Annotated in this window: 22 protein-coding genes, 3 tRNA genes, 1 pseudogene and 1 riboswitch; of the genes and pseudogenes, 10 read left to right on the top strand and 16 right to left on the bottom strand. The window is 59.5% G+C overall.

What is annotated here, in order from left to right:
• Positions 1-40: 40 nt before the first annotated feature.
• The 3 genes from treC to treR form a co-directional block, all read right to left on the bottom strand.
• Positions 41-1,702, bottom strand: a complete 1,662-nt coding sequence (gene treC, locus G113_RS05310) for an alpha,alpha-phosphotrehalase (RefSeq protein WP_005894980.1) — start codon at positions 1,700-1,702, stop codon at positions 41-43.
• Between the two features lie 92 nt (positions 1,703-1,794).
• Positions 1,795-3,225, bottom strand: coding sequence for a PTS trehalose transporter subunit IIBC (gene treB, locus G113_RS05315; RefSeq protein ID WP_005894983.1), 1,431 nt, complete (start codon positions 3,223-3,225; stop codon positions 1,795-1,797).
• A 187-nt stretch (positions 3,226-3,412) separates the two neighbouring features.
• Entirely contained in the window at positions 3,413-4,360 is a 948-nt protein-coding gene (gene treR / locus G113_RS05320; protein WP_005894986.1) for a trehalose operon repressor TreR, read from the bottom strand.
• Between the two features lie 138 nt (positions 4,361-4,498).
• On the opposite strand from treR, the pseudogene G113_RS05325 reads away from it, so the two are divergent.
• From G113_RS05325 to ansB, 3 genes and pseudogenes are all read left to right on the top strand, one after another.
• Positions 4,499-5,450 (top strand): annotated as a pseudogene (locus G113_RS05325) (AEC family transporter).
• A gap of 184 nt (positions 5,451-5,634) precedes the next feature.
• Entirely contained in the window at positions 5,635-5,829 is a 195-nt protein-coding gene (locus G113_RS05330; RefSeq protein WP_005894992.1) for a heavy-metal-associated domain-containing protein, read from the top strand.
• 130 nt (positions 5,830-5,959) lie between these two features.
• The gene (gene ansB, locus G113_RS05335) at positions 5,960-7,018 is read left to right on the top strand and encodes an L-asparaginase 2 (RefSeq protein WP_005894994.1); all 1,059 of its coding nucleotides are present in this window, start codon (positions 5,960-5,962) and stop codon (positions 7,016-7,018) included.
• A 90-nt stretch (positions 7,019-7,108) separates the two neighbouring features.
• Here ansB and G113_RS05340 read toward each other — a convergent pair whose 3' ends face one another.
• Complete coding sequence (locus G113_RS05340; RefSeq protein ID WP_005894997.1) at positions 7,109-8,095, bottom strand: sodium:calcium antiporter; 987 nt, start codon at positions 8,093-8,095, stop codon at positions 7,109-7,111.
• Positions 8,096-8,183: 88 nt separating this feature from the next.
• Positions 8,184-8,291: riboswitch (yybP-ykoY riboswitch) on the bottom strand.
• A gap of 202 nt (positions 8,292-8,493) precedes the next feature.
• Between G113_RS05340 and G113_RS05345 the strand changes: the two genes are divergently transcribed.
• A complete protein-coding gene (locus G113_RS05345) occupies positions 8,494-9,081 on the top strand; it encodes a superinfection exclusion B family protein (protein WP_005895000.1) in 588 nt (195 codons plus the stop codon).
• Positions 9,082-9,150: 69 nt separating this feature from the next.
• Here G113_RS05345 and G113_RS05350 read toward each other — a convergent pair whose 3' ends face one another.
• The 3 genes from G113_RS05350 to G113_RS05360 all read right to left on the bottom strand — a co-directional run bounded on the left by G113_RS05350 (position 9,151) and on the right by G113_RS05360 (position 10,552).
• The gene (locus G113_RS05350; RefSeq protein ID WP_005895003.1) at positions 9,151-9,609 is read right to left on the bottom strand and encodes a methylglyoxal synthase; all 459 of its coding nucleotides are present in this window, start codon (positions 9,607-9,609) and stop codon (positions 9,151-9,153) included.
• A gap of 170 nt (positions 9,610-9,779) precedes the next feature.
• Positions 9,780-10,256, bottom strand: coding sequence for a bacterioferritin (gene bfr / locus G113_RS05355; protein WP_005895007.1), 477 nt, complete (start codon positions 10,254-10,256; stop codon positions 9,780-9,782).
• A 107-nt stretch (positions 10,257-10,363) separates the two neighbouring features.
• Positions 10,364-10,552 (bottom strand): bacterioferritin-associated ferredoxin, encoded by a 189-nt coding sequence (locus tag G113_RS05360; RefSeq protein ID WP_005895010.1) that lies wholly within the window; start codon positions 10,550-10,552, stop codon positions 10,364-10,366.
• 135 nt (positions 10,553-10,687) lie between these two features.
• Between G113_RS05360 and G113_RS05365 the strand changes: the two genes are divergently transcribed.
• Both G113_RS05365 and G113_RS05370 read left to right on the top strand, forming a co-directional pair.
• Positions 10,688-10,990, top strand: coding sequence for an HlyU family transcriptional regulator (locus G113_RS05365; protein WP_040318932.1), 303 nt, complete (start codon positions 10,688-10,690; stop codon positions 10,988-10,990).
• Entirely contained in the window at positions 10,987-13,041 is a 2,055-nt protein-coding gene (locus tag G113_RS05370; protein WP_005895015.1) for a tRNA(Met) cytidine acetyltransferase TmcA, read from the top strand. The genes G113_RS05365 and G113_RS05370 overlap by 4 nt, the downstream gene beginning before the upstream one ends.
• A gap of 81 nt (positions 13,042-13,122) precedes the next feature.
• On the opposite strand, the gene nhaC is transcribed toward G113_RS05370, so the two are convergent.
• Entirely contained in the window at positions 13,123-14,529 is a 1,407-nt protein-coding gene (gene nhaC, locus G113_RS05375) for a Na+/H+ antiporter NhaC (protein ID WP_005895017.1), read from the bottom strand.
• 304 nt (positions 14,530-14,833) lie between these two features.
• On the opposite strand from nhaC, the gene G113_RS05380 reads away from it, so the two are divergent.
• Entirely contained in the window at positions 14,834-15,043 is a 210-nt protein-coding gene (locus G113_RS05380; RefSeq protein ID WP_040318933.1) for a hypothetical protein, read from the top strand.
• Positions 15,044-15,050: 7 nt separating this feature from the next.
• On the opposite strand, the gene G113_RS05385 is transcribed toward G113_RS05380, so the two are convergent.
• From G113_RS05385 to rsmC, 7 genes are all read right to left on the bottom strand, one after another.
• On the bottom strand, positions 15,051-15,320 hold the full coding sequence (locus tag G113_RS05385) for a late competence development ComFB family protein (RefSeq protein ID WP_005895023.1): 270 nt from the start codon (positions 15,318-15,320) through the stop codon (positions 15,051-15,053).
• Between the two features lie 96 nt (positions 15,321-15,416).
• Positions 15,417-15,502: transfer RNA gene (locus G113_RS05390), tRNA-Leu, on the bottom strand.
• A gap of 68 nt (positions 15,503-15,570) precedes the next feature.
• Positions 15,571-15,656 (bottom strand) — tRNA-Leu (locus G113_RS05395).
• A gap of 53 nt (positions 15,657-15,709) precedes the next feature.
• Positions 15,710-15,795, bottom strand: a tRNA-Leu gene (locus G113_RS05400).
• 128 nt (positions 15,796-15,923) lie between these two features.
• Complete coding sequence (gene glgA / locus G113_RS05405) at positions 15,924-17,381, bottom strand: glycogen synthase GlgA (protein WP_040318934.1); 1,458 nt, start codon at positions 17,379-17,381, stop codon at positions 15,924-15,926.
• Entirely contained in the window at positions 17,371-18,588 is a 1,218-nt protein-coding gene (glgC, locus tag G113_RS05410) for a glucose-1-phosphate adenylyltransferase (RefSeq protein WP_005895031.1), read from the bottom strand. Before glgC ends, glgA begins: the two co-directional genes overlap by 11 nt.
• 137 nt (positions 18,589-18,725) lie before the next feature.
• Complete coding sequence (rsmC, locus tag G113_RS05415) at positions 18,726-19,754, bottom strand: 16S rRNA (guanine(1207)-N(2))-methyltransferase RsmC (protein ID WP_005895033.1); 1,029 nt, start codon at positions 19,752-19,754, stop codon at positions 18,726-18,728.
• Positions 19,755-20,032: 278 nt separating this feature from the next.
• On the opposite strand from rsmC, the gene dapA reads away from it, so the two are divergent.
• The 3 genes from dapA to G113_RS05430 all read left to right on the top strand — a co-directional run bounded on the left by dapA (position 20,033) and on the right by G113_RS05430 (position 23,354).
• Positions 20,033-20,905, top strand: a complete 873-nt coding sequence (dapA, locus tag G113_RS05420) for a 4-hydroxy-tetrahydrodipicolinate synthase (RefSeq protein ID WP_005895036.1) — start codon at positions 20,033-20,035, stop codon at positions 20,903-20,905.
• Between the two features lie 99 nt (positions 20,906-21,004).
• On the top strand, positions 21,005-22,702 hold the full coding sequence (locus G113_RS05425) for a GGDEF domain-containing protein (protein ID WP_005895039.1): 1,698 nt from the start codon (positions 21,005-21,007) through the stop codon (positions 22,700-22,702).
• A 61-nt stretch (positions 22,703-22,763) separates the two neighbouring features.
• Entirely contained in the window at positions 22,764-23,354 is a 591-nt protein-coding gene (locus G113_RS05430) for an HAD family hydrolase (protein WP_005895042.1), read from the top strand.
• 315 nt (positions 23,355-23,669) lie between these two features.
• Here G113_RS05430 and hfq read toward each other — a convergent pair whose 3' ends face one another.
• The gene (gene hfq / locus G113_RS05435) at positions 23,670-24,032 is read right to left on the bottom strand and encodes an RNA chaperone Hfq (protein ID WP_005895045.1); all 363 of its coding nucleotides are present in this window, start codon (positions 24,030-24,032) and stop codon (positions 23,670-23,672) included.
• Between the last annotated feature and the right edge of the window lie 47 nt (positions 24,033-24,079).

Below are 24,079 nucleotides of genomic sequence, written 5' to 3' on the forward strand. Positions count from 1 at the left end.
GAGCCTCTGTGGCCGCCACTGTGGTTGTCTCTGTCATCATCTATTCCACCAGCCAGATCAGGGACTCATAGGGGCGCAGCAGGCAGGATTGCGGCTGAGTCGGGCTATCGGGGTAGTTGCCAAGCAGCAGGCGACCTTCACCGGCTTGCATTCCAGTGGGCAGAGCAAAGTCGACGGCCTCGCCGTAGAAGTTGCTCACTATCAACAAGGTCTGTCCCTGCCATTGGCGGCGATAGGCCCAGATCCGTTGATGGCCCGGTAACTGCTCCTGATAGTCCCCCTGGGTGAAGATGGGATGTGCCTTGCGAAGTCGTACCAGATCCCGGTAGTGCCAGAAGACGGAGTCAGCATCGGCCAGCGCGGCTTCGGCGTTGATCGCGGTGTAGTTGGCTGCGGGCTTGAGCCAGGGCGTGCCTTTGGTAAAACCGGCGTTGGGGGCGGTACTCCACTGCATGGGGGTACGGGAGTTGTCTCGCGACTTGGCCCCCAGAATGGCGAGGATTTCAGCTTCAGGTACGCCTTCGGCACGTTTGATGGCGAAGATGTTGTTGCTCTCCACATCCTGGTAGTCATGGATGCTGTCATAACCGGGGTTGGTCATGCCGATCTCCTCCCCCTGATAGATGTAGGGGGTACCCTGCAGCCCGTGCAAGGTGCTGGCCAGCATCTTGGCTGCCACCACCCGGTACTCGCCCTCATCCCCGAAGCGGGAGACGATGCGCGGCTGATCGTGGTTGCACCAGAACAGCGCCGACCAGCCCTTGCCGTGCATGCCGCTCTGCCAGTGGTTGAAGATGCGCTTCAGTTCGAGGAAGTCGAACGGCGCTTTCGTCCACTTGTCGCCATTGGGGTAATCCACCTTCAGATGGTGGAAGTTGAATACCATGGAGAGTTCGGAGCCATCCAGCGCGCCGTAGCGCTGGCAGTGCTCCAGGGAGGTCGAAGACATCTCGCCCACCGTCATGGCTCCGACCGGGGCGAATACGTCGCGGCTCACGTCCTGCAGGAATTCGTGGATACGCGGCCCGTCGGTGTAGAAGCGGCGGCCATCCCCCACCTCGTCGTTCGGGAAGCGCTGATCCTTGGAGATGAGGTTGATGACGTCGAGGCGAAAACCATCGACCCCCTTCTGTGCCCAGAAGTGGATGACCTTCTTCACCTCGGCGCGCACGGCCGGGTTCTCCCAATTGAGATCCGCCTGCTCGCGGGCAAACAGGTGCAGATAGTACTGGTTTGTGGCCGCATCCAGCTCCCAGGCGCTGCCGCCAAACTTGGACTGCCAGTTGTTGGGCACGCCGCCATCCACCGGATCCTGCCAGATGTAGTAGTCGCGGTAGGGGCTGTTTTTATCCCCCAGCGCCGATTTGAACCAGACATGTTCGGTGGAGGTGTGGTTCACCACTATGTCCATCACGATGCGAATGTCGCGCGCGTGGGCGGCGGCCAGCAGCGCCTCGAAATCACTCATGGTACCGTAGGCCGGGTCAATATTCAGGTAGTCGGCGATGTCATAGCCGTTGTCCACCTGGGGGGAAACATAGACAGGAGTCAGCCAGAGGGCGTCGACGCCGAGGATTTTGAGATAGTCGAGGCGGGCCATGATCCCCTTGAGATCGCCGGTGCCACGGGCACCCGAGTCCTGAAAGCTTTTGGGGTAGATCTGGTAAATCACGGCACTCTGCCACCAGGGAGTCTGTTTCATGGTCGTATCGCTCATCTTGTTGAAACGGGGTTATGGGTAGAACTGGGCCAATAAAAAGGGCGGAGCCTGGGCTCCGCCGTGGTACTTGTCGGTCAGGCAGCGCTCAGTTCCAGCTTGCCAGCCGCCTGCTGGCGTTTGTAAACCAGCATGGTCAGCGCAAGGGGAACCACGATGGCTACCAGCATGGCGATGGAGTAGATACCCCAGAACTCTGGTTTGATGGTGAGGATACCTGGCAGGCCACCCACCCCGATGCCGTTTGACATGACATGGGCGAAGCCACAGATGAGGGCCGCACAGCTTGAGCCCACCATGGCGCACAGCATGGGGAACTTGTACTTGAGGTTGATACCGTACATGGCCGGCTCGGTCACTCCCAGATAAGCCGAGATGGCGGCGGGCACCGAGATTTCCCGCTCGTTCTCCTTGCGGCTGATCAGGATGATGCCCACCACTGCGGATGCCTGGGCGATATTGGACAGCGCGATCAGCGGCCAGATGGGGGTACCACCAATGTCCTTCATCAACTGCAGGTCCACGGCATTGGTGGTGTGATGGATGCCGGTGATGACCAGAGGCGCGTAGAAGAAACCGAAGATGGCAGAGCCAATGGGGGCGAAATCGCCGGTCATGGCGGCTCTGGCAGCATAACCCACGCCTTCACCTATCCAGCGGCCAAAGGGGCCTATCAGGGTGTGAGCCAGGATGACGGTCACTATGAGAGCAACAAACGGCACTATGACCATGTAGAGATAGGCCGGGATGATGCGTCTGAGATTGGTCTCGAGCCAGGCCAGTACCACACCCGCGAGGATGGAGGGAATAACCTGGGCCTGGTAGCCCACCTTCTGGATGGTAAAGATCCCGAAGTCCCATACATCGGGTATCGCGGCGCCGATGCCATAGGCATTCATCAACTGCGGCGATACCAGGGTGATCCCCAATACTATCCCAAGGATCTCTGAGCCCCCCATCTTTTTCACGGTAGACCAGCAGACGCCGACCGGCAGGAAGTGGAAGATGGCCTCGCCAATTAACCAAAGGAAGGAGTGAACCCCTGCCCAGAATTGGCTGATTTCGACGAGGGTATGGGTACCATCATCGAACATCTTGATGTCGCCGATGACGTTACGGAAACCCAGGATCAGACCGCCGGTGATGATGGCGGGCAGCAGGGGCACGAAGATCTCCGCCATATGGGAGATGGCGCGTTCCAGCGGATTCATGTTGTGGCGGGCGGCCTGCTTGGCGGCATCCTTGCTGCCGCCGCTGACCCCGATCTCCTCGGTGAGCGCCTTGTACCACTGGTCCACCTCGTTGCCGATGACCACCTGGAACTGGCCAGCGTTGGTGAAGCACCCCTTGACGGCGGGGATGGTTTCGATGGCCTTGATATCCGCCTTGGCCGGATCGGCCAGCACGAATCTCAATCGGGTCAGACAATGACTGACAGTGGTGATGTTCTCTTTGCCGCCAATCCGTTCGATCAGCTGCGCCAGATGCTGTGTGTTGACTTTTGACATGAGCCTTCCCTCTGTGACTCGATGAATAATGGTCGTTTTTTTGCTGGCTAGCCAATGACCGCCTGCTTATTGGTATCGTTCCCAACCAGCATGAATCCAGTCGTGCTCTTCGGCAATGGGAACGTTCCCAATTCGTGGCAATGGTCACAAAAAGCGCAAAACGCCGAGGTTCAGGAGGAAAGATAGACTACAGGGGCTGACAGGGGGCTATGGTGGCCTTCGGCGCCTTGGCCTCTTCTATCTGACCGAGCAACTGCCTGGCGGCCAGGATACCGGCATCTTTGTAGCCAAAATCCAGACTGAGGGCGTTGGCAAACAGGAAGGTGAGCATGGGATTGCTGCCCAGGCCACTGACCAGAACATCGGTGCGTCCCTGTTCTTGCAGGTACTTGGCTGCGCCTATGGCCAGGGTGTCACTGGCGCAGACCAGGGCCTGGGTCGCCGGGGTGAGCAAGTTGGCGGCGAGTCGGTAGCCGCTTTGCAAGCTGAGATCGCCAAGGGCGGCATTGGGGCTGCGCCCTTGCTCCTTGCAGTAATCGAGATAAGCCTGATGGCGGCGCAGACCCGTGGTGAGATCCGTGCGTTCGACACCCAGATAGGCCACTTCATCAATGCCGCGCTCCTTGAGGTGCGCCAGCACGGCCCGCACCGCCCCCTCGTCATCGTAACAAACGGAGGAGAACCCGGGGCGTTCCCGCGCCATCAGCACCAGTTTGTCGGTCAGCGGCGCCATGGTGTCATAGTCGAGATCGTTGAAGGCAAACAGGATAATGCCGTCTACCCCGCGCCGGGACAGCACCGCCAGATGTTCGCTCACCTTGGCCGGGGAGAACTTGCTCTCCATCAGCACCGCGTCGTAGCCGCAGGCATAGAAGGTTTCAAGCATGCCGCGCACTGCCTGGTTCTCCGAGCTGGAATCGAGTCGGGATACCACTATGCCTATCACTCGTTGGCTCTGACTGCGCATGGCGCGAGCCGATTTGCTCGGCACGAAGCTGTGCTGGGCTATCACCGCTTCGACCCTGGCCCGGGTCTCGGGGTTGACCTTGGGATCCTGATTGAGCACCCGGGAGACGGTCGATTTACCGACCCCACTGAGGCTGGCTATATCTAGGATGGTCAGTTTCTTTTCCATGTGAGATCCGTGGCAGGGGAGCAGGGCAGACGACAAAGTGCAGACATTGTTGTGATTAAGACCTGTGAATACAAGTCCATGGCGCTAGAATGGCTGCTCCGCCCATGAGGGCGCCCTCTGTTGCGCAGGACGAGCACCATGGATTTGATCACCAGTCTCAACTTCTCACTCTCCATCACTGGCCCCATTTGCGTGGTGCTGATCCTCGGGATAGTGCTCAAGCGCTTCGGCCTCTTGCCGGACAGCTTCGTTGAGTCCGCCTCCCGTCTGGTGTTCCAAGTCACCCTGCCTGCCCTGCTATTCCTCAGTATGGTGCGCACCGACTTTTCAACCATGCCAAGCCCCTGGCTCATCCTCTACGGTTTGCTCGGTACCTTGGCCGGTTTCCTGGTGCTGGAAGTATTGGCCTCCCGCTTCATTCCCGAGCAACGTCAGCGCGGCATCTTCGTACAGGGCAGCTTTCGCGGCAACATGGGTATCATGGGGCTGGCCTATGTGCAGAACGCCTACGGCCCACAGGGGATAGGCGCCGCTGCCCTGCTGGTGGGCTCGGTCACAGTGCTCTACAACATCCTGGCGGTGATCACCCTCACCCGCAGTCTGGGGGGAGGGAAAGGGATCAAGCCCATCTTGAGGGGGATAGTCAGAAACCCTCTCATCATCGCCATACTGGCTGCCTTGCCGTTCGGCCTGCTTGGCATAGAGCTCCCGCAGCTGGTGATCACCACGGGCAGCTATTTTGCCAACATGACACTGCCGCTGGCCCTGCTTTGTACCGGCGCCAGCCTCAACCTCAATGCCCTGCGCGGCGGCGCCATGCTGACCGGCTGGGCCACCGTCAACCGTCTGTTCTGCATTCCCGTGCTGCTGGTGCTGGGGGCCTGGGCGCTCGGCTTCAGCACCCAGGCCCTCGGCATCCTCTTCCTGATCAGCTCCACCCCCACAGCGGCCGCCAGCTACGTGATGACCCGCGCCATGGGGGGCGGACAGCGCCTTGGCGGCCAACATCATCGCGACCACCACCCTGGGTTCGCTGGTCACCACCAGCCTGGGGGCGGCCCTGATGAACTATCTGGGGTTGATGGGATAGCCAAACACTCGGCGTACTGTTGTCAGCATCGCCACCCCCCGGCTCGTTGGTGAGCACTAGCCTGAGTGTCGATGACCGGCGCCGGGTCTGTGGGTAAGCCGGGCAATGGAGGCTAACGCAGTGCTTGACCTTGCCCTGGCTGACAACGTTAGGCTGAAGAAACACCCACAAGAGGAGGCTCAACATGACTATCGAACTGACCCTATCCGGCATGTCCTGCGGTGGCTGCGCCGCCAGCTTGCAAAAAGCCCTGCTGGCCCAGCCGGCGGTGACCTCAGCGAAGGTAGATTTCGCCAGCAATCAAGCCGTCATCGAGAGCGAACTGAGCAAAGCGGAGCTGATCGCCCTGATTGAGGCACAAGGATTTGGTGCGAGTTAAATTATCTAAATAGAGGTATAAAACAGGTTAAAATTCTGTATCCAGCTGTTTTTTGGTGAGAGACATCACAAACGACGGCAACAGAAAGCGCAAACTTGCTGCACTTTTTTCATCCAGAAGGATTTGCAGCATGACTCACCCTCTTCGCAAGACCCTGCTCGCCGCCGTCGTTGGCCTGACGCTATCCCCCCTGGCCATGGCCTTGCCCCATATAGAAATCCTGGCGACCGGTGGCACCATAGCCGGTGCCGGGCAGTCCGCCACCCAATCCAACTATGAAGCGGGCAAGGTGGCCATCGAGACCCTGATCGCCGCCGTGCCCGAGATGAAGAACGTGGCCGAGGTGCAGGGGGAGCAGGTGGTCAAGATCGGCTCCCAGGACATGAACGACGAGGTGTGGCTCACGCTCGCCAAGCGGGTCAACGAGCTGCTGGCCAAGGATGAGGTGGACGGCATCGTCATCACCCACGGCACCGACACCATGGAAGAGACCGCCTACTTCCTCAACCTCACCGTCAAGAGCGACAAGCCAGTAGTGCTGGTGGGTGCCATGCGCCCCTCCACCGCCATGAGTGCCGATGGCCCGCTGAATCTGTATAACGCCGTGGTCACCGCCTCCGATCCCAGCTCCAAGGGGCGTGGTGTCATGGTCGCCATGAACGATACCGTGCTGGACGCCCGGGACGTCATCAAGACCAACACCACAGGGGTGCAGACCTTCGCCGCCCCCAACTTCGGCCCGCTGGGTTACATCCACAACGGCAAGATCGACTACCAGCGCAGCCCGGCCCGCCTGCACACCAGCAAGACCCCGTTCGATGTGAGCAAGCTCGACAAGCTGCCGCAGGTGGGCATCGTCTACAGCTATGTCAACGCCACCGATCTGCCGGCCAAGGCCATGGTGGATGCCAAGTTTGACGGCATCGTCAGCGCCGGGGTGGGCAACGGCAACCTCTATCACAGCCTGTTCGACACCCTGGCCAAGGCGAGCAAGGACGGCATCCGTGTGGTGCGCTCCGCCCGCGTGCCGACCGGCGCCACCACCCTGGATGCCGAGATCGATGACGCCAAGTACGGCTTCGTGGCCGCCGGCACCCTGAACCCGCAGAAGGCGCGCATCCTCTTGATGCTCTCCCTGACCCAGAGCAAGGATCCGGCCCAGATCCAGCGCTGGTTCCAGCAGTTCTGACCTCCTTGCCGGCATCGGCCGGTATGGGGTGATGACAACAAAAAGGGCGGGACAAGATCCCGCCCTTTTGCATGTGGTGTGGCTGGTGCCTCAGTTCGCCATCAGCCAGCCGCAGAAACCCAGGTACACCAGTCCTACGCAGGCCAGCCTGCCCGCCGTCATCCGCTCCCGGCTGAAGCCCCACCACAGCAGTACCACCGCCAGCAGGGTCACCAGGGAGGAGACCATCATGGTGCTGTCGAGCAACCAGGGGGTGAACAGCAGGCAGAACGCCTTGGGAATGGTGCCCTGGATCATCATGGCACCGGAGATGTTGGCCAGCGCCAGCCGATGCTTGCCCTGACGCCCCCAGATCAGCACGTTCATCAGCTCCGGCATCTCGGTCGCCACCGGGCTCAGCAGCAGGGCCGCCAGCACGGGGGAGAGGCCGAACAGCTCGCCCATGCTCTCCAGCTGATGAACGAACAGCTGGGCCGCCAGCGCCACCACCACCAGGGCTCCTAGGGTCTGCAGCAGCACCTTGCCAAGCGCTGGGATCCCGGCGCCCGGATCCAGCTTGAGGGGCTCGGGCAAGTCGGCTGCCTGGCTGTCGGTCTGTCTCAGTTCGCGCCGCACATAGAGCAGATACATCAGCACGAACAGAGGGGCCAGCCAGGTTTTGCCAGTGAAGGCCACCATGCCGAGGGCCACCGCCACCAGGAAGATAGCGACAAACCAGGCCTGATCCCGGCCAGTCTCGCGCTGCACCTCGCCAGCGATGGCCCTGTGCTCACGGCTCATGCACAGCAGCAGGGTCACGCCGACGGTGGCATAGCCTATGGTGGAAAGCACCAGGGGGCCACCGAGGGCGGCCCCTATCCCTATCTGCTGCTGGGCGGGAGCATCCCCCATCAGCAGGGCCGTCAGGGTGACTATGCATTCGGGCAGGGCAGTGCCGAGGGCCGCAAGCAGGGAGCCGGTGGCACTCTGGGAGAACTTGAAGTGATGGCCGGTCCATTCGATGCCGTTGACGAAATATTCGCAGGCCAGGTAGATGGTGACGGCAGAGAGCAGAAATAACAGCAGGGTGATCAACATAATAGGCAACCGCCAGGCGAGCAGAACAACCGATGGACCCGATACGGCTCGCCCGGCTGGCTTGCGTATCGAGGCCAAAGGTCTTGCAGGGCGATAGATGCTATCGCCGCCCATGCCATGGATCTGATGATCCAAGAATGTTGACATGAGCCCTGCCCGGATCGACGGGCGGTTGCTACTCCCCAATGACAGTGCGGTCTTTTTACCAAGTTGGCCGCCGCCTCACAAGGCAACGTGATGATCATCCGCTGGATCAGTTGTAAGGGAATGTGACGCCACTTCGGCCAGCCATCCATGGTTTTCCGTCCGGATCCTTGATCTTTCCCCGTCATCTGCGCCTTGGCACAGCCCTTGCTATGACCTGACTACTGTCCACAACGATTTGGCAAGGGTGAACGATGAAACGGTGGATCCAACATTTTTACCAACTGAACCGCCTCAACTGGCTCATGGTCTGGTTGCTACTCTGCTGCAGCATTATCTTGCTGTTTCCGACTTGGCTGATGAAAGGGGCCGTGAGTACCTGGGCCGAGCTGCACGCCGCCTGGCTCGGGGTCGGTATGCTGATCGCCATCTCCTACTTTTGCAGCCAGGGCATGCTGATCCTGTGGGAGTGGGCCTGCGGTGAATGGTTGTCCCGCAAGCAGAAAGATCAGCTTTCCCAGATGATCGCCTTCCTCGACTTCAACGAGAAGGCGGTACTGCGCGAGTTCGTGCTGCAGCGTAAAAGCGTCATAAACCTGCCGATCACCGAGCCCGCCGTCAAAAATCTGATAGACGCAGGCGTGCTCACCTACGCCTACGGCAAGCCGGTGCGGGAGAAGGATGACGAGAACCAGATCCGGGCGCTGATGATAGCCCTGCCTGCCCGCCCCCTGCTCACCTACAAGGTGCTGGGTCTCTCCCGTGGCAAGATGAGCGACGAACAGGTGGAGCAGATCATGAACGCCAGACCCAAGTTCGCCCAAAAAAGCCTGCAGCGCTGAGTCCTGCATGTTCACCCACAAAAAAGGCGCCATATCGGCGCCTTTTGCTATTTCCCCAGCGACGGCTGTCTATTGGGTTCGTGCCTTGAGGTAGCCTGCATAGTCCGGGATCTGCACACTGAACGCCTGGTGCATGTGGGGGCTGTCCATGATGAAGTCGGCGGTTGCCTCATTGGTCGCCATCGGAATGTTCCAGACGGCGGCCAGACGCAGCAGCGCCTTGACGTCCGGATCATGGGGCACGGCGTTGAGAGGATCCCAGAAGAAGATGAGCACATCTATCTTGCCTTCGGCAATCAGGGCGCCGAGTTGCTGATCGCCGCCCATGGGGCCGGAAAAGAGGCAGGTAATAGGCAACTGGGCCGACTTGCTGAGCAGGCTGCCCGTGGTGCCAGTTGCATAGAGGTGATGCAGCTTGAGCTCTTCCTTGCGACGGCCAACCCAGTTGAGCAGTGCCGTCTTCATATTGTCATGTGCCACCAGGGCGACTCGTTTATGGGGGGCCATTTCCCGTGCAATCTGTTCCATCTTGGTATCCGAGGGTGAAAAGTTGAGACGCTTATCCTAATCGAAAGCGTCGCCCCCTGCCTATCGGGGCGCCATAACTGTGATCCGGGTGAAGCATGGCCGGTGCGGACCATGAAAAACCCGCCTAAGCGGGTCTGGATATCGTCGATTGGCATGAAGCGCTCGGCTAGTCAGGATCCTTGATGAAGCTGAGATTGTTGGTAATTTTCGAGACCAATGCGGCCGATGAGGTCTATTTGAGTTTCCAGCCAGTCCACATGCTCCTCTTCATCTTCGAGGATATCCTGGAACAGATCCCGACTGACATAGTCGTGCGTGGATTCGGCATAGCCGATAGCAGCCTTCAAGTCCGGGATGGCATCCATCTCCAGAGAGAGATCGCAGCGCAGCATCTCTTCGACTGTCTCGCCGATACGCAGCTTGCCCAGCTCCTGCAAGTTGGGCAGGCCCTCCAGAAACAAGACGCGCTTGATCAGTTCGTCCGCATGCTTCATCTCGTCGATGGATTCGTGATACTCCTTGTGCCCCAAGGCCTTGAGGCCCCAGTCATCATAGATACGGGCATGCAGGAAATATTGGTTGATGGCAACCAGCTCGTTGGCTAGCACCTTGTTCAAATGCGCGATAATTTTGGCATCACCTTTCATCGTCAATTCTCCTTGCTGGATCCATCAAGCTTAGACTAGGAAGATGACAACAACAGGACAAGCGGGCAGATACCCGCTGAGGAAGGGGGCGGCGAGGCCAGGGAAACTCAGGCTACCTGGTAGTAGCTGGGGACCTTGTCGAGTTCGGCCTTGATGATCGCTTTCGCCATGGGCAAGCACTTGCCGCACTGGCTGGCCAGACCCAGCTCTTTCCTGAGTTGACGAAGATCTTTACCTGCCTGTACCGCCTGACGTATCTGGGTATCGGTAATGCCACGGCACAAACAAACGTACATATTTACACCTCACCTTGGAATAAACTGAAATCTAAATGAGAGTGGTTTGCAGTGCAAATAACAATTGGGAATAAGCCGGGCCACTTGCCACTCCTCAGCCCCTTGAGGACAATGTCCCATCACTTTGGAGGTTCCATGTTCAAGACCCTGTTCAAGTCACTGTTTGGTGGCGCAGCGCCCGCCGCACCTGAGGTTACCCCGACTGAATATGCCGGCTATCTCATCTATCCAGAACCCATGGCCGAAGGGGGGCAATATCGACTGGCGGGGCGTATTACCAAGGAAGTGGCTGGCGAGCTTTGCACTCACCGATTTATTCGCTCCGATCTGTTCGCCAGCCCGGCCGATGCCGAACGCTTCATGGTGCAAAAGGCCCAGACCTTCATCAATCAGACCGGGGAGCAGATGTTCGGCCCCAGACCGGGTCAGGACGCATGATCGCATTGCGCCAGGCCCTGCGCAGGGCTGGGGAGCGGCGTCTGGTCTGGTTGGAGGGCGCTGAAACCGAGACGCTGGCTGCCGCCCAGACATGGTTGTCCGGCGATATCTTCTGGCTCGGCGAGGGGCCGCCGCAATATGCCCCCCTGCCTGCGGCCAAGGCGCTGCAACGGCTCGGTCAGGAGTGCGATACCCTGGTGTTCAATAGTTTCAGCGGCTTTCACCCCGATGCGTTCGGCGCCCTGGCAGGTACCCTTCGCGCAGGGGGCTTGCTGATCCTGCTCACCCCGCCACGGGCTGAGTGGCCCGGTTTCGCGGATCCAGACAGGCTACGCCTGGTCGCCACACCGGACGACCTGCCACGTGCGGGTCAGGGCTTTATTGCCCGGCTGGCGCGCCTGCTGCATCAAGATCCCGCCCTGGATCTCGCGCTGCCGACACTCTCTTCCCCTTGGCATCCCATCCAGACTGATCGCCCCATGACGGCGGGTCAGACTCACGCCATCACGGCCATTCGTCAGGTGCTGCATGGCCACCGGCGACGGCCGTTGGTGATCAGTGCCGATCGTGGGCGAGGCAAGAGTTCGGCTTTAGGATTGGCTGCTGCGGTCTTGTTACGCGAGCAGCCAGGACTGTGCATTGCCGTTACGGCGCCTGCCAAGGCGACTGTCTCCAGCCTGTTCGAACATGGGAGGCTCGCCCTGGGCGAGGCGTCAGACAGGATAGCGTTCTATTCCCCCCAGCAGCTGGTGCAAGAAGAGATAGCCTGCGATCTGCTGTTGGTCGACGAGGCCGCCGCCATTCCAACGCCGCTGCTCGAGATCATGCTGGCGCGCCACAGTCGCATTGCTTTTGCCACCACAGAGCATGGCTATGAGGGGACGGGGCGTGGTTTTCACCTGCGCTTCAAGGCCCATCTTGACCAGCGGGCGCCCGGCTGGCAGGAGCTGCATCTGGACGAACCTGTGCGCTGGCGCGCCGGTTGCCCGCTGGAGGCCCTGGTGTTTCGCCTGCTGGGGCTGGATGCCGAGGTCAGGACGCCACCCCCTGTGCTTGCCCCGGTGCGGCGCCAGATAACCCAGCAGGCATTGGCCAGCGACGAGGCTCTGCTCAATCAGGTATTCGGGCTGCTGGTGCTGGCTCACTACCAGACGACGCCCAGCGATCTGCGCATCTTGCTGGAGAGCCCGGACCTCGACATTCATCTGTTGGAGCAAGATAGCAGTCTGCTCGCAGTGGCACTGGTGGCGCGGGAGGGCCATATCCCGGCCGAGCTTGCCGAGGATATCTGGGCAGGGCGGCGGCGGCCCCGCGGCCATCTGTTGCCGCAGTCCCTGCTGGCCCATGGCGGCTTGCGGGAGGCAGGGGAGCGCAGCTATGGCCGGGTACTGCGCATCGCCGTGCATCCCGAGCTGCACAGACGCGGGCTCGGCAGTTTGCTGCTTGACCAGTTAGTGACCCATTACCGGGACTCCGGGGTCGATTACCTCGGCGCCGCCTTCTCTGCCACGGCCGATCTGCTGCCTTTTTGGCGCCGGGCGGGCCTGCAGGCATTGCGCATCGGCCTGCAGAGAGATGCGGCCAGTGGCAGCCATGCCGCCCTGTTGCTGCGTGCCCTGCGCCCCGAGCGGGAGGCCGAACTTGCCCGTTGGCACGAGCGCTTTTGCCGCCAACTGCCGACGCTGCTGGCCGGTGAGCTGCGGGAGCTGGATCCCGAGCTGGTTTGGCAGTGCGTGGCCCCCGTTGAGGGGAAGGAGGGTGAGAAAGAGGAACCGACGGACAGATGGTCAGGGTGGGAGGCGTTTGATGAGGATGAGCTGACTTGTTTTGCCCATCACCACAAACCGTTCGAGCTGTGCCAACCCAGCCTGCAGCGCTGGCTGGCGGTCAACATGAACCGCCTGGATGGATTGAAACCTGCGGAGCGAGCCTTGCTTATCGCCAGCATTTGGCAATACGCACCCTGGGAGTTGCTGGCTCGTCGCCAGAGCCTCAGTGGCAAGCCTGAACTCATCAAAGCACTGCGTGGCTTGCTGGCGCGGCTGTTGTAGTACCCAGCCCGCCGGGATACAAATCCTGCCTCCAGATACAAACAAGGCGCCCTGAGGCGCCTTGTTTGTATCAACGGTGACTCAGCGCGAGCTGGCCGCCGGGATGACCGGAACCCGACTGACAAACTTGCCCATGTAGGCGAAGGAGATGGTCACAAGGATGCATATGAAGCTCAACCACATGTATGGCAGGTAATCCAGCGTCGCTACCCCGAGCACCCCGGCCATGAAGATGCCGTTGTCACTCCAGGGCACCATGCCGCAGGTAAGGGTACCGCCGAACTCTGCATTGCGGGAGAGGTTCTTGCGCGCCAGTCCCAGCCGGTCATAGTTCTTGGCCATGATCTTGGGAGTCAGGATCAGTGATACATACATGGCAGAGCCAAAGACGTTGGCCAGAAAGGCGGTACCCAGGGTGTGAGTCGTCAGGCTGCCGACACTGTTGATGCGCTTCTCGAAGGCTCCTGCGATCACCTCGAGCAGACCGACCTTCTCCAACAGACCGCCAAACCCTAAGCCGAAGATGATGACGGCCACCGAGCCGAGCATGGATTCCATACCGCCGCGGCCCAGGATGTTGTCGATGAAACCGACCCCCGAGGTGATGGCGAACGGGCTGTAGGCCGAGTGCATCGCCTTGACCGGATCCATATCCTGAAAGACGATGGCCCAGATAAGACCTAGCAGGGCGCCAAAGCTGATCACCGGGAAGGCGGGCTTGCGGTTCGCCAGCAGGCCCAGCACCAGGATCACCGGCACCACGGCCAGGGGCGTGATATTGAACTGCTTGTCGAGGGCTTCCATCACCAGGTTGACCTGCTCCAGGCTGACATTGCCCGAGTACTGCATGCCGACCACAGTAAACAAGGCCGCCGTGATGACATAGGAGAGCAGGCTGATGGGCAACATGCCCTTGATGTGTTCTACCACGTCGACGTTGGACATGGTCGAGGCCAGTACCACAGAGTCGGAGAGGGGAGAGAGCTTGTCGCCGAAATAGACGCCGGAGAGTACGGCACCGGCCACCAGTGGGGCAGGCACCCCCAGACTGTGGCCAATGCCCATCATTGCAATACCGGCGGTGGCGGCCGATCCCCAGGAGGTACCGGTTGCCAGCGAGGTGAGTGAACAAATTATCAGGGTCGCCAGCAGGAAGATGGAGGGGTGTATTACCTTGAGGCCGAAGTAGATGATGCTGGGCACTATACCTCCCGCGATCCAGGTTCCGACCAGGGCGCCGACGGAAACCAGTATCAAGATGGCCCCCATCCCCTTGGCTACGCCATCGACGGCGGCCTGTTCCAGGGATTTGTAGTCATGGCCGAGCTTGATGCCGAGCCCCATGATGACGAACCAGGCGATAAACAGGGCCAGCTGGATCGGCAGATCGAGCAGGCTGGTAAACGAGAAGGCCAATGCCAGAAAGATGGCCAGGCAGGCCAGCACCTGAAACATGCTTGGCAGACGGGGATGTTGTTGGTTTTGCATAGATACTTCCTAAACTCTTGCTCGCCAAGGTGGGTGCCTCTCATCCTGTGAACTTGTCATGTCCCGAGGCGCCCACCCAAAATGAGGCGGCAATCTACCACAGAGTCCCCTCTTAAAATTCAAACTTACCGGGCATTTTTGAACTTTTGGTTGATGAATTTACACAAAATTTGATTTTGTACCGGTTTTTGTAGGTTGGTAAGCCCAGTGGACTGCTGCGATCCGAGGGAAGGAAAAGATAGTCATTGCACTGGGGTTCATGCCAAATGATAATTATTACTATTCATTGTGCATGGAGATGGCGATGAGCTGGATATACAGGGGCGCCCTTTTTATGGCACTGGTATTAGTGGGGATATGGGGTCATGACAAGCAATACGGGCTCTGGAGCCTGGGGTTTGTACTGGCCGCCGGGATCTTGCTTGAGCCCAGACTCAGGCCTGTGCTCATTCTGCTGCCAGTGGCGGGTATGACGGGAGTGGCTGCCTTGTTGTGGCAGCACCCCTGGTACTAGCTGCAGGTCAGTCGCGGCTGGTTGAGCTCTGCACTCGTACCAGAGCGTGGGCCAAGGAGAGTCGGACCTCCTGTTCCATGGCGTCACGTTTCTCCTGGCTGAGAAAATAGATCATATCCACGTCATGGCGTATGTAGTGGGCGGGGAGTTGATTGAGGGCGAGGCAGCACAGGTCGGCAAGCTCGTCTTCACTCAGGCGCCTGGCCAGATCTTGCTGGACGATGGCCTTGTTGACCAACTGCTCGTAGAAATTGTGGATCTCGGTGCTGAGTTTCATGGGCCCGTCTCCTTGGTGGTGTCAGGGCAAGGATAGCTAGTCGAAACCAAATACAAAAGGCCCGTGATTTTCATCACGGGCCTTTTGTCGAATAGATGGTGCGAAGAGAGGGACTCGAACCCTCACATCCGTGGGACACTAACACCTGAAGCTAGCGCGTCTACCAATTCCGCCACCTTCGCACACTGTTTTCCCAACCTGTTTTACATGGAGTTGGCCATGCACTGTCTGTTTTTACATGTCAGAATCATGGTGCGAAGAGAGGGACTCGAACCCTCACATCCGTGGGACACTAACACCTGAAGCTAGCGCGTCTACCAATTCCGCCACCTTCGCACATTGGGTCATCAATCTTGTTTTACATGCCATTGATGAAGCATGCTGCAGTATGGTGCGAAGAGAGGGACTCGAACCCTCACATCCGTGGGACACTAACACCTGAAGCTAGCGCGTCTACCAATTCCGCCACCTTCGCATCACTGCGGACGGGGATTCTATAGAGTTTTGGGGGAGCGTCAACAGCCGCAATGGACTTTTTTCGCCCTTGGCAGAGAAAACCCAGCCAAGGGGACAAAACTTCAGCAATTGTCGGATGACACCGGCTTAGCGAGCGAGGGCATCCCGATACATTTGCACATACTGCTCAACCGAATCTGGCCAGTCGAAGCGGGTCTGCATGGCACGGCGCTGTATCAGCGCGAAACGGTCGGTATCTTGCAGAAAATAGAGCAGGCTGCGACGCATGGCATCGAGCAGACCATGGGCGGTGGGATCCATAAAGCAGAAACCGGTAGCCTCATCATCGCCCTGGTCCCAGTCCACAACTGTGTCCTTGAGGCCGCCGACTGCCCGCACCAGAGGCAGTGTGCCATAGGCCAGGCTGTACATCTGGTTAAGGCCGCAGGGTTCAAACAGGGACGGCATCAGGAAGATATCGGCGCCCGCCTCTACCAGGTGGGCCAGCCTGTCGTCGTAGGTATTGATAAAGGCAAATCTGTCTGGATGTCGCTGGGCGATGGCCTGAAGCTGCGCAGCCAGGGAGGGATCTCCTGAACCGACGATCACGACTTGCACCCGGTGGCGCAGGAAGTCCTCAAGGGCGGGGATAAGCAGGTGAACGCCTTTTTGCTCCGTCAGTCGGCATACCATGCCGTAGATGGGGTCGCTCACCACCGGCAGACCGGCATCTTGTTGCAACTGGGCACGACAGCGAGCCTTGCCGCTCAGATCCTGAGCATCATAGTTGGCCGGCAGGTGGGGGTCTGTGGCCGGATCCCAATCCTGATAATCGCAGCCGTTGAGGATGCCGCATAGATCCGCTGCACGCTGCTGGAAGGCCGATGCCATGCCATGAGCGCCCAGATGGGTCAGCAATTCGTTGGCATAGTTGGGACTCACCGCATTGATCTTGTCGGCGTAGAGCACACCACACTTGAGCAGGTTGATGTGGCCATAGTCATAGGCCACTCGCTGTTCGTAATGACTTATCTCGGGCACGGTTGCAAATTGCACCCGATCGAATACCCCCTGGAAGGCGGCGTTGTGGATGCTGATGACGCTGCGGGTCTGGGCGAAGAAGGGGTTGCTGGCGTGTCGGGTCTTTAGCAACAGCGGCAGCAGGCCTGTGTGCCAGTCGTTGCAGTGGACTATGTCCGGGGCGAAGCCGAGCTGCTCTGTGGCATGGAGGGCGGCGGCGGCCAGAAAGGCGAACCGCTCACCATTGTCACCATAGGCCTGGTTATGTTCGGCGTAGAGTTCAGCCCGCTCGAAGTAGCGGGGACAATCGATGAGATAGACGGGGAAGCCGTCCAGCTCGAGTTGATGCAGACGATAACCAATGTCTTCCTGTCCGGCCGGGGTAGGCAGCCAGCGCGAGGCCAGCAACCTGGCTTCGTCACGGCGCTTGAGCCCCTTGTAGAAGGGCAATATGATGCGCACATCATGGCCCTGCTGGGCCAGATAGCGCGGTAGCGCACGTGCCACATCGGCCAGGCCGCCGGTCTTGACCAGCCCCTCGACCTCTGAGGCCACGAACAGAATTTTTAATGGGTTAATAGCCAACTCTCGCTCCCCTGGGTATCACGACAATACCCCCTTCAGATACGGTGAACCTTTCCCTGTCATGGGTCAGATTCTCACCGATCACGGTGCCGGGCGCAATTTCAACATTCTTGTCTATGATGGCTCGTCGAATTGAGCAGCCCTCGCCTATCTTCACATCCCCAAGTAGCACGGACTCGCTGATGTGGCTGCAGGGGCCAATGTTGCAGCGAAAACCCAGGATGGAGCGCTGGATCTGGCTGCCCTGAATGAAGCACCCCCCGGAAATCAAGGAGTTGGCAATCTTGACCTTGCACTGCTCGGTATCGACGAAGGTGGCGGGCGGCAACGGTGGATAGTGGGTATGCAATGGCCACTTGCGATTGTAGAGGGAGAAGGGGGGATTGTCGGCAACCAGATCCATGTGGGTTTGCCAGTAGCCATCCAGAGTCCCGACATCGCGCCAATAGACATTCGGGCCCTCCCCCGGGATCACGTTGGTGCTGTAGTCATAGACATAGACGGGAGCACGGGGAAAAAGGTGAGGGATGATGTCTTTGCCAAAATCATGGCTGGAGTGTTCATCGTCCCCATCCCGCTTGAGCTCACGATAGAGCGCTTCGGTCTCGAAGATGTAGTTACCCATGGAGACCAGAGCCTGGCTGGGATCTCCTGGTATGTGCTTGGGATGCTTGGGCTTTTCCTCAAAGCCTATCATGCGCCCCTCGTCGTCCACCTCGATCACCCCGAAGGCACTAGCTTCTTCAATCGGCATGCGCAGCGCAGCCACCGTCAGGGCCGCCGCTTTCTGCTTGTGGAAACTGACCATCTGGCTTACGTCCATCTTGTAGATATGATCCGAGCCAAAGATGCAGACATGTTCAGGGTCGGAGATCTCGATGAAGCGCAGGTTCTGGTAGATGGCATCGGCGGTACCGTCATACCAGCGCTTGCCCATCCGCATCTGGGCCGGGATGGGATCGATGAAGCGATCCGTGATGCCGACAATGTTCCAGCCCTTCTTCATGTGCAGATAGAGGGACTGGGACTTGAACTGGGTCAACACATAGATCCGCAGGAAGTCGGCGTTGACGAAGTTGTTGAGCACAAAGTCGATGAGCCGATAGCTGCCACCAAAGGGGACTGATGGTTTGCTGCGAGTGGTGGTCAGCGGTTGCAGACGGGTGCCTTCACCGCCCGCCAGTATCATAGTGAGTATGCCTGCCATGGTCTTTTTCTCTCCAGTGCTGCTGTGAAAAGGCTTTCAGAGTATCGCAAAAAAATACCCCCAAAGGGGGTTGTTAAACGTTTGCGGATACCATAACAGATTCCAAGCGAGACTCTAAACAAGATTTATGACAGTCGTTACAGGCTGCTGCGATAGACCCTGAACTTGGTATCGGCTGCGCGGATCTCGGTCCGCGTGAAGCTGGCTTCCAGTATAGGTTGATAACGGAGGAAGAGATTGGCCACTATGGTCAGAGTGCCATGATGGGCCAGATGGCGAGGCGCCTCTGCCAGGAAGGTCTCGGTGGCGGCGTAATGAGTCTTGAGTCCGGCGTGAAACGGCGGATTGGACACTATCCGATCGAAGCGGCCGGGCAGCGCCGAGTAGACGTCCGAGGCCAATACCTGTGCCGTGAGGCCGTTGGCAGCCAACGTGCGGCGGCTCGATTCCAGAGCCAGGGCATTGATATCGACCATGGTGATGTCGAGATTGGGATTACGTTTGGCCAGTACTGAGCCGATGACGCCTGCGCCACAGCCAAAGTCGAGCAGGCTGCCGCTCATGGCTGGCAGGTTGGCGAGCAGCATCTTGCTGCCGAGATCCAGCTCGCTGGCGCTGAACACCCCGGGCAGTGCCTGTATCGTCAACTGGGTGTCGCCTATCTGGCACTGATACTGGCTGAACCACTCTTCGAGGGAGAAGGGGGCAACCGGTTCGCAGAGTTCGCCATGATAGAGGGAGCAGCGCCGTGCAGAGTCACGTTTGACCGGCTTGCCTGCATAGGGGGCGATCAGCTTGTCGGCACCATTGATGCCGCCATTGTTGTCACCGGCGAGGAAGATATCCGCCCCGGCGTGCAACAGAGGAGTCACCATGGCGAGCAGGAAACGAGCCTCGGCCTTGGCCTTGGGCAGCAGCAGCAGCAGGGCATCGAAGCGGGTCTCGCCCCCCAGCTCATGACCGAAATGGATACGCTCGCCGAGCGCCTCCTGCTGAGTCAGGAAATAGCTGTAATCCGTGGTAAAGACCATCAGTTCACGGGCGATCCCGGCCAGCTCACGGGGATAATCATCTTCCAGTGCACCGCACACCAGCAGGCTCTTGCCCTCGAACAGGGCTTGATTACGTTCCAGCATCTGGCTGACGGCACTCAGGGGATGACTCATGACACTCTCCGGGGGTTTTTGGCCCGCTAGTATACATGGCTGCTTTCGCCTTGACATTTATGCCGTGTTCCAGAAAGATGCCCGAACACTAATTTTTCCTCGGGGATGGCGTGATGCGGTTCAACGCGTTGAAACGAAAGCATAAAAAGAACCCAAAACCTGGGTTTGCTGGCGTGCGCGCGTAACCCTCTCACCGCCCTGAGATGTTTCAAACCCCGCTGCGCACTCCGTAGCGGGGTTTTTTGTTGATGTCGAGAGTCGACGGAGAAGGAGATTCCATGTTTCAAGGTTCGATCGTTGCGCTGATCACCCCCTTTCGTGATGGCCAACTGGATGAGGCGGCACTGCTGCGCCTGGTAGACTGGCACCTGGAGCAGGGTACTCACGGCATAGTGCCGGTGGGCACCACGGGGGAGAGTCCGACCCTGAGCCACGATGAGCACTGCCGGGTGGTCGAGCTGGTGGTCAAGCAGGTCGCTGGCCGGGTGCCGGTGATCGCCGGTGCCGGTTCCAACAACCCGGTGGAGGCCATCGAGTACACCCGTTTCGCCGAGCAGGCGGGAGCGGATGGCACCTTGCATGTGGCCGGTTACTACAACCGTCCGAATCAGGAAGGACTCTACCATCACTTCAAGGCCGTCCACGATGCGACGACCAAGCCCATCATCGTCTATAACATTCCGCCCCGTGCCATCGTCGATGTGCAGCCAGCCACCCTGGCCCGGCTTGCCGAGTTGCCACGTATCGTCGGGGTCAAGGATGCCACTGGCGATCTGTCCCGCCCCCTGACTGAACGTCAGCTCATCAAGAAGCCGTTCGCCTGGCTCTCGGGTGAAGACGCTACCGCCGTGGCCTACAACATAGGCGGTGGTCAGGGTTGTATCTCGGTGACTGCCAATGTGGCCCCCAAGCTCTTGGCACAGGTGCAGAACCTGACCTTGGCAGGTGACTGGCAGGCAGCTCGCGCGCTGCAGGACAGGTTGATCCCGCTGCACCAGGCCATGTTTGCCGAGCCTAGCCCGGCGGGGGCCAAGTATGCGGCCTCCCTGCTCGGCCTGTGCACCGAAGAGTGTCGCTTGCCCGTGATGCCGCTCGCCGAGGCAACCAAGCAGCGGATCCGCGATGCCATGCTGGCACTGGACCTGCTCTAACGGCGAAAAAATGGGCTCTGGATCGACCTTTTAATCGTTAATCGAGTCACTATGAATCCCGCTCTATATACTGCACGGGTTCAGTTGAGGATGATTGACATGCTGGAATGGGATCCGGAGCACTTCACCAGTTTTGAGCACCTTTGTGAGGTGACGCTGGCGACTATCAGGGAGAAGACGGAAGCCGATCAGATCTATCTGTGGTTGAATCGACCGCAACCGGAGCTGTTTGCCTTCTACCCCGAACGGGGACTGGTGAGCCTGGATCCCCATCAGGCCAGCATGCTGGGGCTACCCCTGCCTTTCATCGAGCAGGCCCTTGCCAAGGGCCAACTGCTCATCGAACTCAAGAGTGATCCCACTGGCTGGTGCGAGGCGGTAGAAGCTCCGCCTGCCCAGCTCAGAGCCTGTTTTCCACTCAAGCGCCAACAGGGGCTTGAGGGCTGCGTCTATCTCGAAACCCACCGTCGCCTGGACAGGCTCACCCCCCGCCAGAAGCAGAGCATACAGCTGCTGATGCACTATTTAGCCGCCGAGCTGGAGAGCCGCATGCTGAGCAATCTGGTCAGCCGGGAGCGGGATGAGCGGCTGACGACTGAGGCATCCCTGGTTCAGAGCGAGGCACTCCAGCAATCTTTCCTGGACCTGTTGCAATCCCTGCATCAGGTCGGGGTGCAACTTTCAAGTTGTCGCACTGAATCGAATCTGCTGCACGATGCCGTGCTGCTGGCCCGCAGCCTGCTGCAATTCGACAGGGTTGCCGTCTTCCTGATCGATCCGGACTTCACCATCATGCAGGGCAGTTGGGGCACCAACGAAGCGGGAGAGATCACCGACGAGCGCCATTTCGTCAGCCCGATCCCGGAACACCCTGTGGTGCAGGAGGCGTTGCGCCGCAAGGATTATGTGCTGGTGCTGGAAGATGCGCCCCTCTATTACGAGCAGCAGGAGGTGGGGCGCGGCTGGAACGCCATGGTCTCCTTGTGGGATGGGGATACCCCCATCGGCTGGATTGCCGCCGACAACCTGCTGCAACGCAAGCCCATCAAGACCTACCATGGGGAAATCTTCAAGCAGTTCGCCGCCATGCTCTCCCAGATGCTGATCCGCCAGCGCAATCATGCCGCCCTCGAGCAATTCAACCGGGATCTGGAGGTGCGGGTCGCGGCACGGACTCGCCAGCTGGCCGAGACCAATGAAGCGCTGGAGTCGGTGAACCGGGCGCTGGCGCAGGCCAACGAGCAGTTGGCGCTGCTCTCCATGGAAGACCCGCTCACCGGCATCGCCAACCGCCGGCAATGGGATCTGACTCTGGCCCGGGAGTGGGAGATGGCGCGTCGCCAACATCGGCGGCTGGCCGTGCTCATGATAGATGTCGACGAGTTCAAGGCGTATAACGACCACTTTGGCCACGGCAAGGGGGATCTCTGCCTGCGCCAGGTGGCCCAGTTGCTGCAAGAGTGTGAGCGGCGCCGCACCAACCTGGTGGCGCGCTATGGGGGGGAGGAGTTCGTGATCCTGCTCTGTAATCCCCAGCCCGGGGAGGCGGAGTTCCTCTGTCAGCGCATTCATCAGCAGCTGGCCAAACTCGCCATTCACCATCCCGCGTCTAGGGTGAAATCACAGCTTACGGTGAGCATCGGATTTAGCTACTGGGCCCCGGATCAGGGCGTGCAGTGGGAGCAGCTTATCGAGAGAGCGGATCAGGCGCTCTATCGTGCCAAGTCAGCTGGCCGTGCCTGCAGTCGGATCTTTGAACCGCAGTCGTTGCCCACGGAGCAAATTTCAACCGTCTAGGCCATGGCCTCCCGTCCGCGTGCTGTTAGAATGGCTCTCTTTTTCCGATGCAGAGCTGCCCATGATCCTCTCCCGTTTTCAAGGCCTGGTCTTCGACCTGGACGGTACCCTGGTTGACTCCATGCCGCTGCACCTTGCGGCCTGGGAGCATGCTTCCCGCGAGTTTGGTTTCAAGTTCGATGGAGACTGGTTTTATGAACTGGGCGGCATGCCGAGTCGCAAAATCGCCCTGCTGGTGGCCGAGCAGCAACAGATAGTCCTGGATCCTCTGGAAGTGACTCGCTGCAAGACGGCCCACTATGTGGCCAATCTGCACAAGGCGACCGTCTTCCCCGCCATGCTCGAGCTGGTGCAGGCCCATTATGGTCATCTGCCCATGGGGGTGGGGACGGGCTCGCCCCGCATCAATGCCGACGCCGTGTTGCGCAATACCGGCCTGGAGCGCTACTTTCCCGTGGTCGTGACCGCAGACGACGTCACCCAGCACAAGCCGCACCCTGATACTTTTCTGCTGGTTGCCGAGCGACTGGGCGTCGAACCTCGTGGCTGCCTGGTGTTCGAGGATACCGGTATCGGCCTGGCTGCCGGGCAGGCTGCCGGCATGCGGACGTGTCTGGTCAAGGGCGGTGTGCCGACTTTGCTGGCGGACTGATCCTCATCCGGCAGTTGATGGATTGTTCGCGACCATGAAGCTGCATGGGCGCTGAAGATCGCCACCCAGGGCATCAGGCGGGCAATCAATAGTGTGGTCTCTGGCGGCATTCCGGCCAGCGGCTCAGGTAATTTGGTGCCCAAAGATAACGAATCGACTCCGCCTCGTTGATGGCGATGGGGGGAGCTTTGAAGGGGGGAATTAGTTGTCCACTCCCCGGCGGGACAGGTAAAGAGGGGAGTGGACATCTGTCACGGGTTGACGCAAGTCGCGGTGTGACCGCCGCGTGGGCCCCGGTGACAGGGAAAGCCTGGCTTACTGTTCGCTGCTGCCACCCTGGTCGTTATTGTCATAACGGCCCGGGGCGCCATGGGGGCGCGGTGCCATGGATACACGGGGTTTACGGGCACGCTGAATGTTGACCTGGGGGCGACCCGAGTGCATGGCGATGGTGGAGATCTTGGCCTTGTAAACCAGCTGCTGGTTGCCATGAGCGTCGGTCAACAGCACGCTGTACTGGTCAAAGCCACTGATGGTGCCTTCCAGCTTGATGCCGCTCACCAGGAAGATGGCAACCTGACTGCGGTTTTTACGAAGCCAGTTAAGAGCTGAATCCTGCCCATTCCCGAGGGAGAAGGCTTGCTCAATGGTGGCGTAGCTGGGGGATTCGGTTGTCATAAATTATTGTCCCGCGGAAAAAAAGTGGCGTTTGATTGTGCTAAATG

Origin of the sequence: Aeromonas molluscorum 848, assembly GCF_000388115.1 — a bacterium.
Classification (GTDB): Bacteria; Pseudomonadota; Gammaproteobacteria; order Enterobacterales; family Aeromonadaceae; genus Aeromonas; species Aeromonas molluscorum.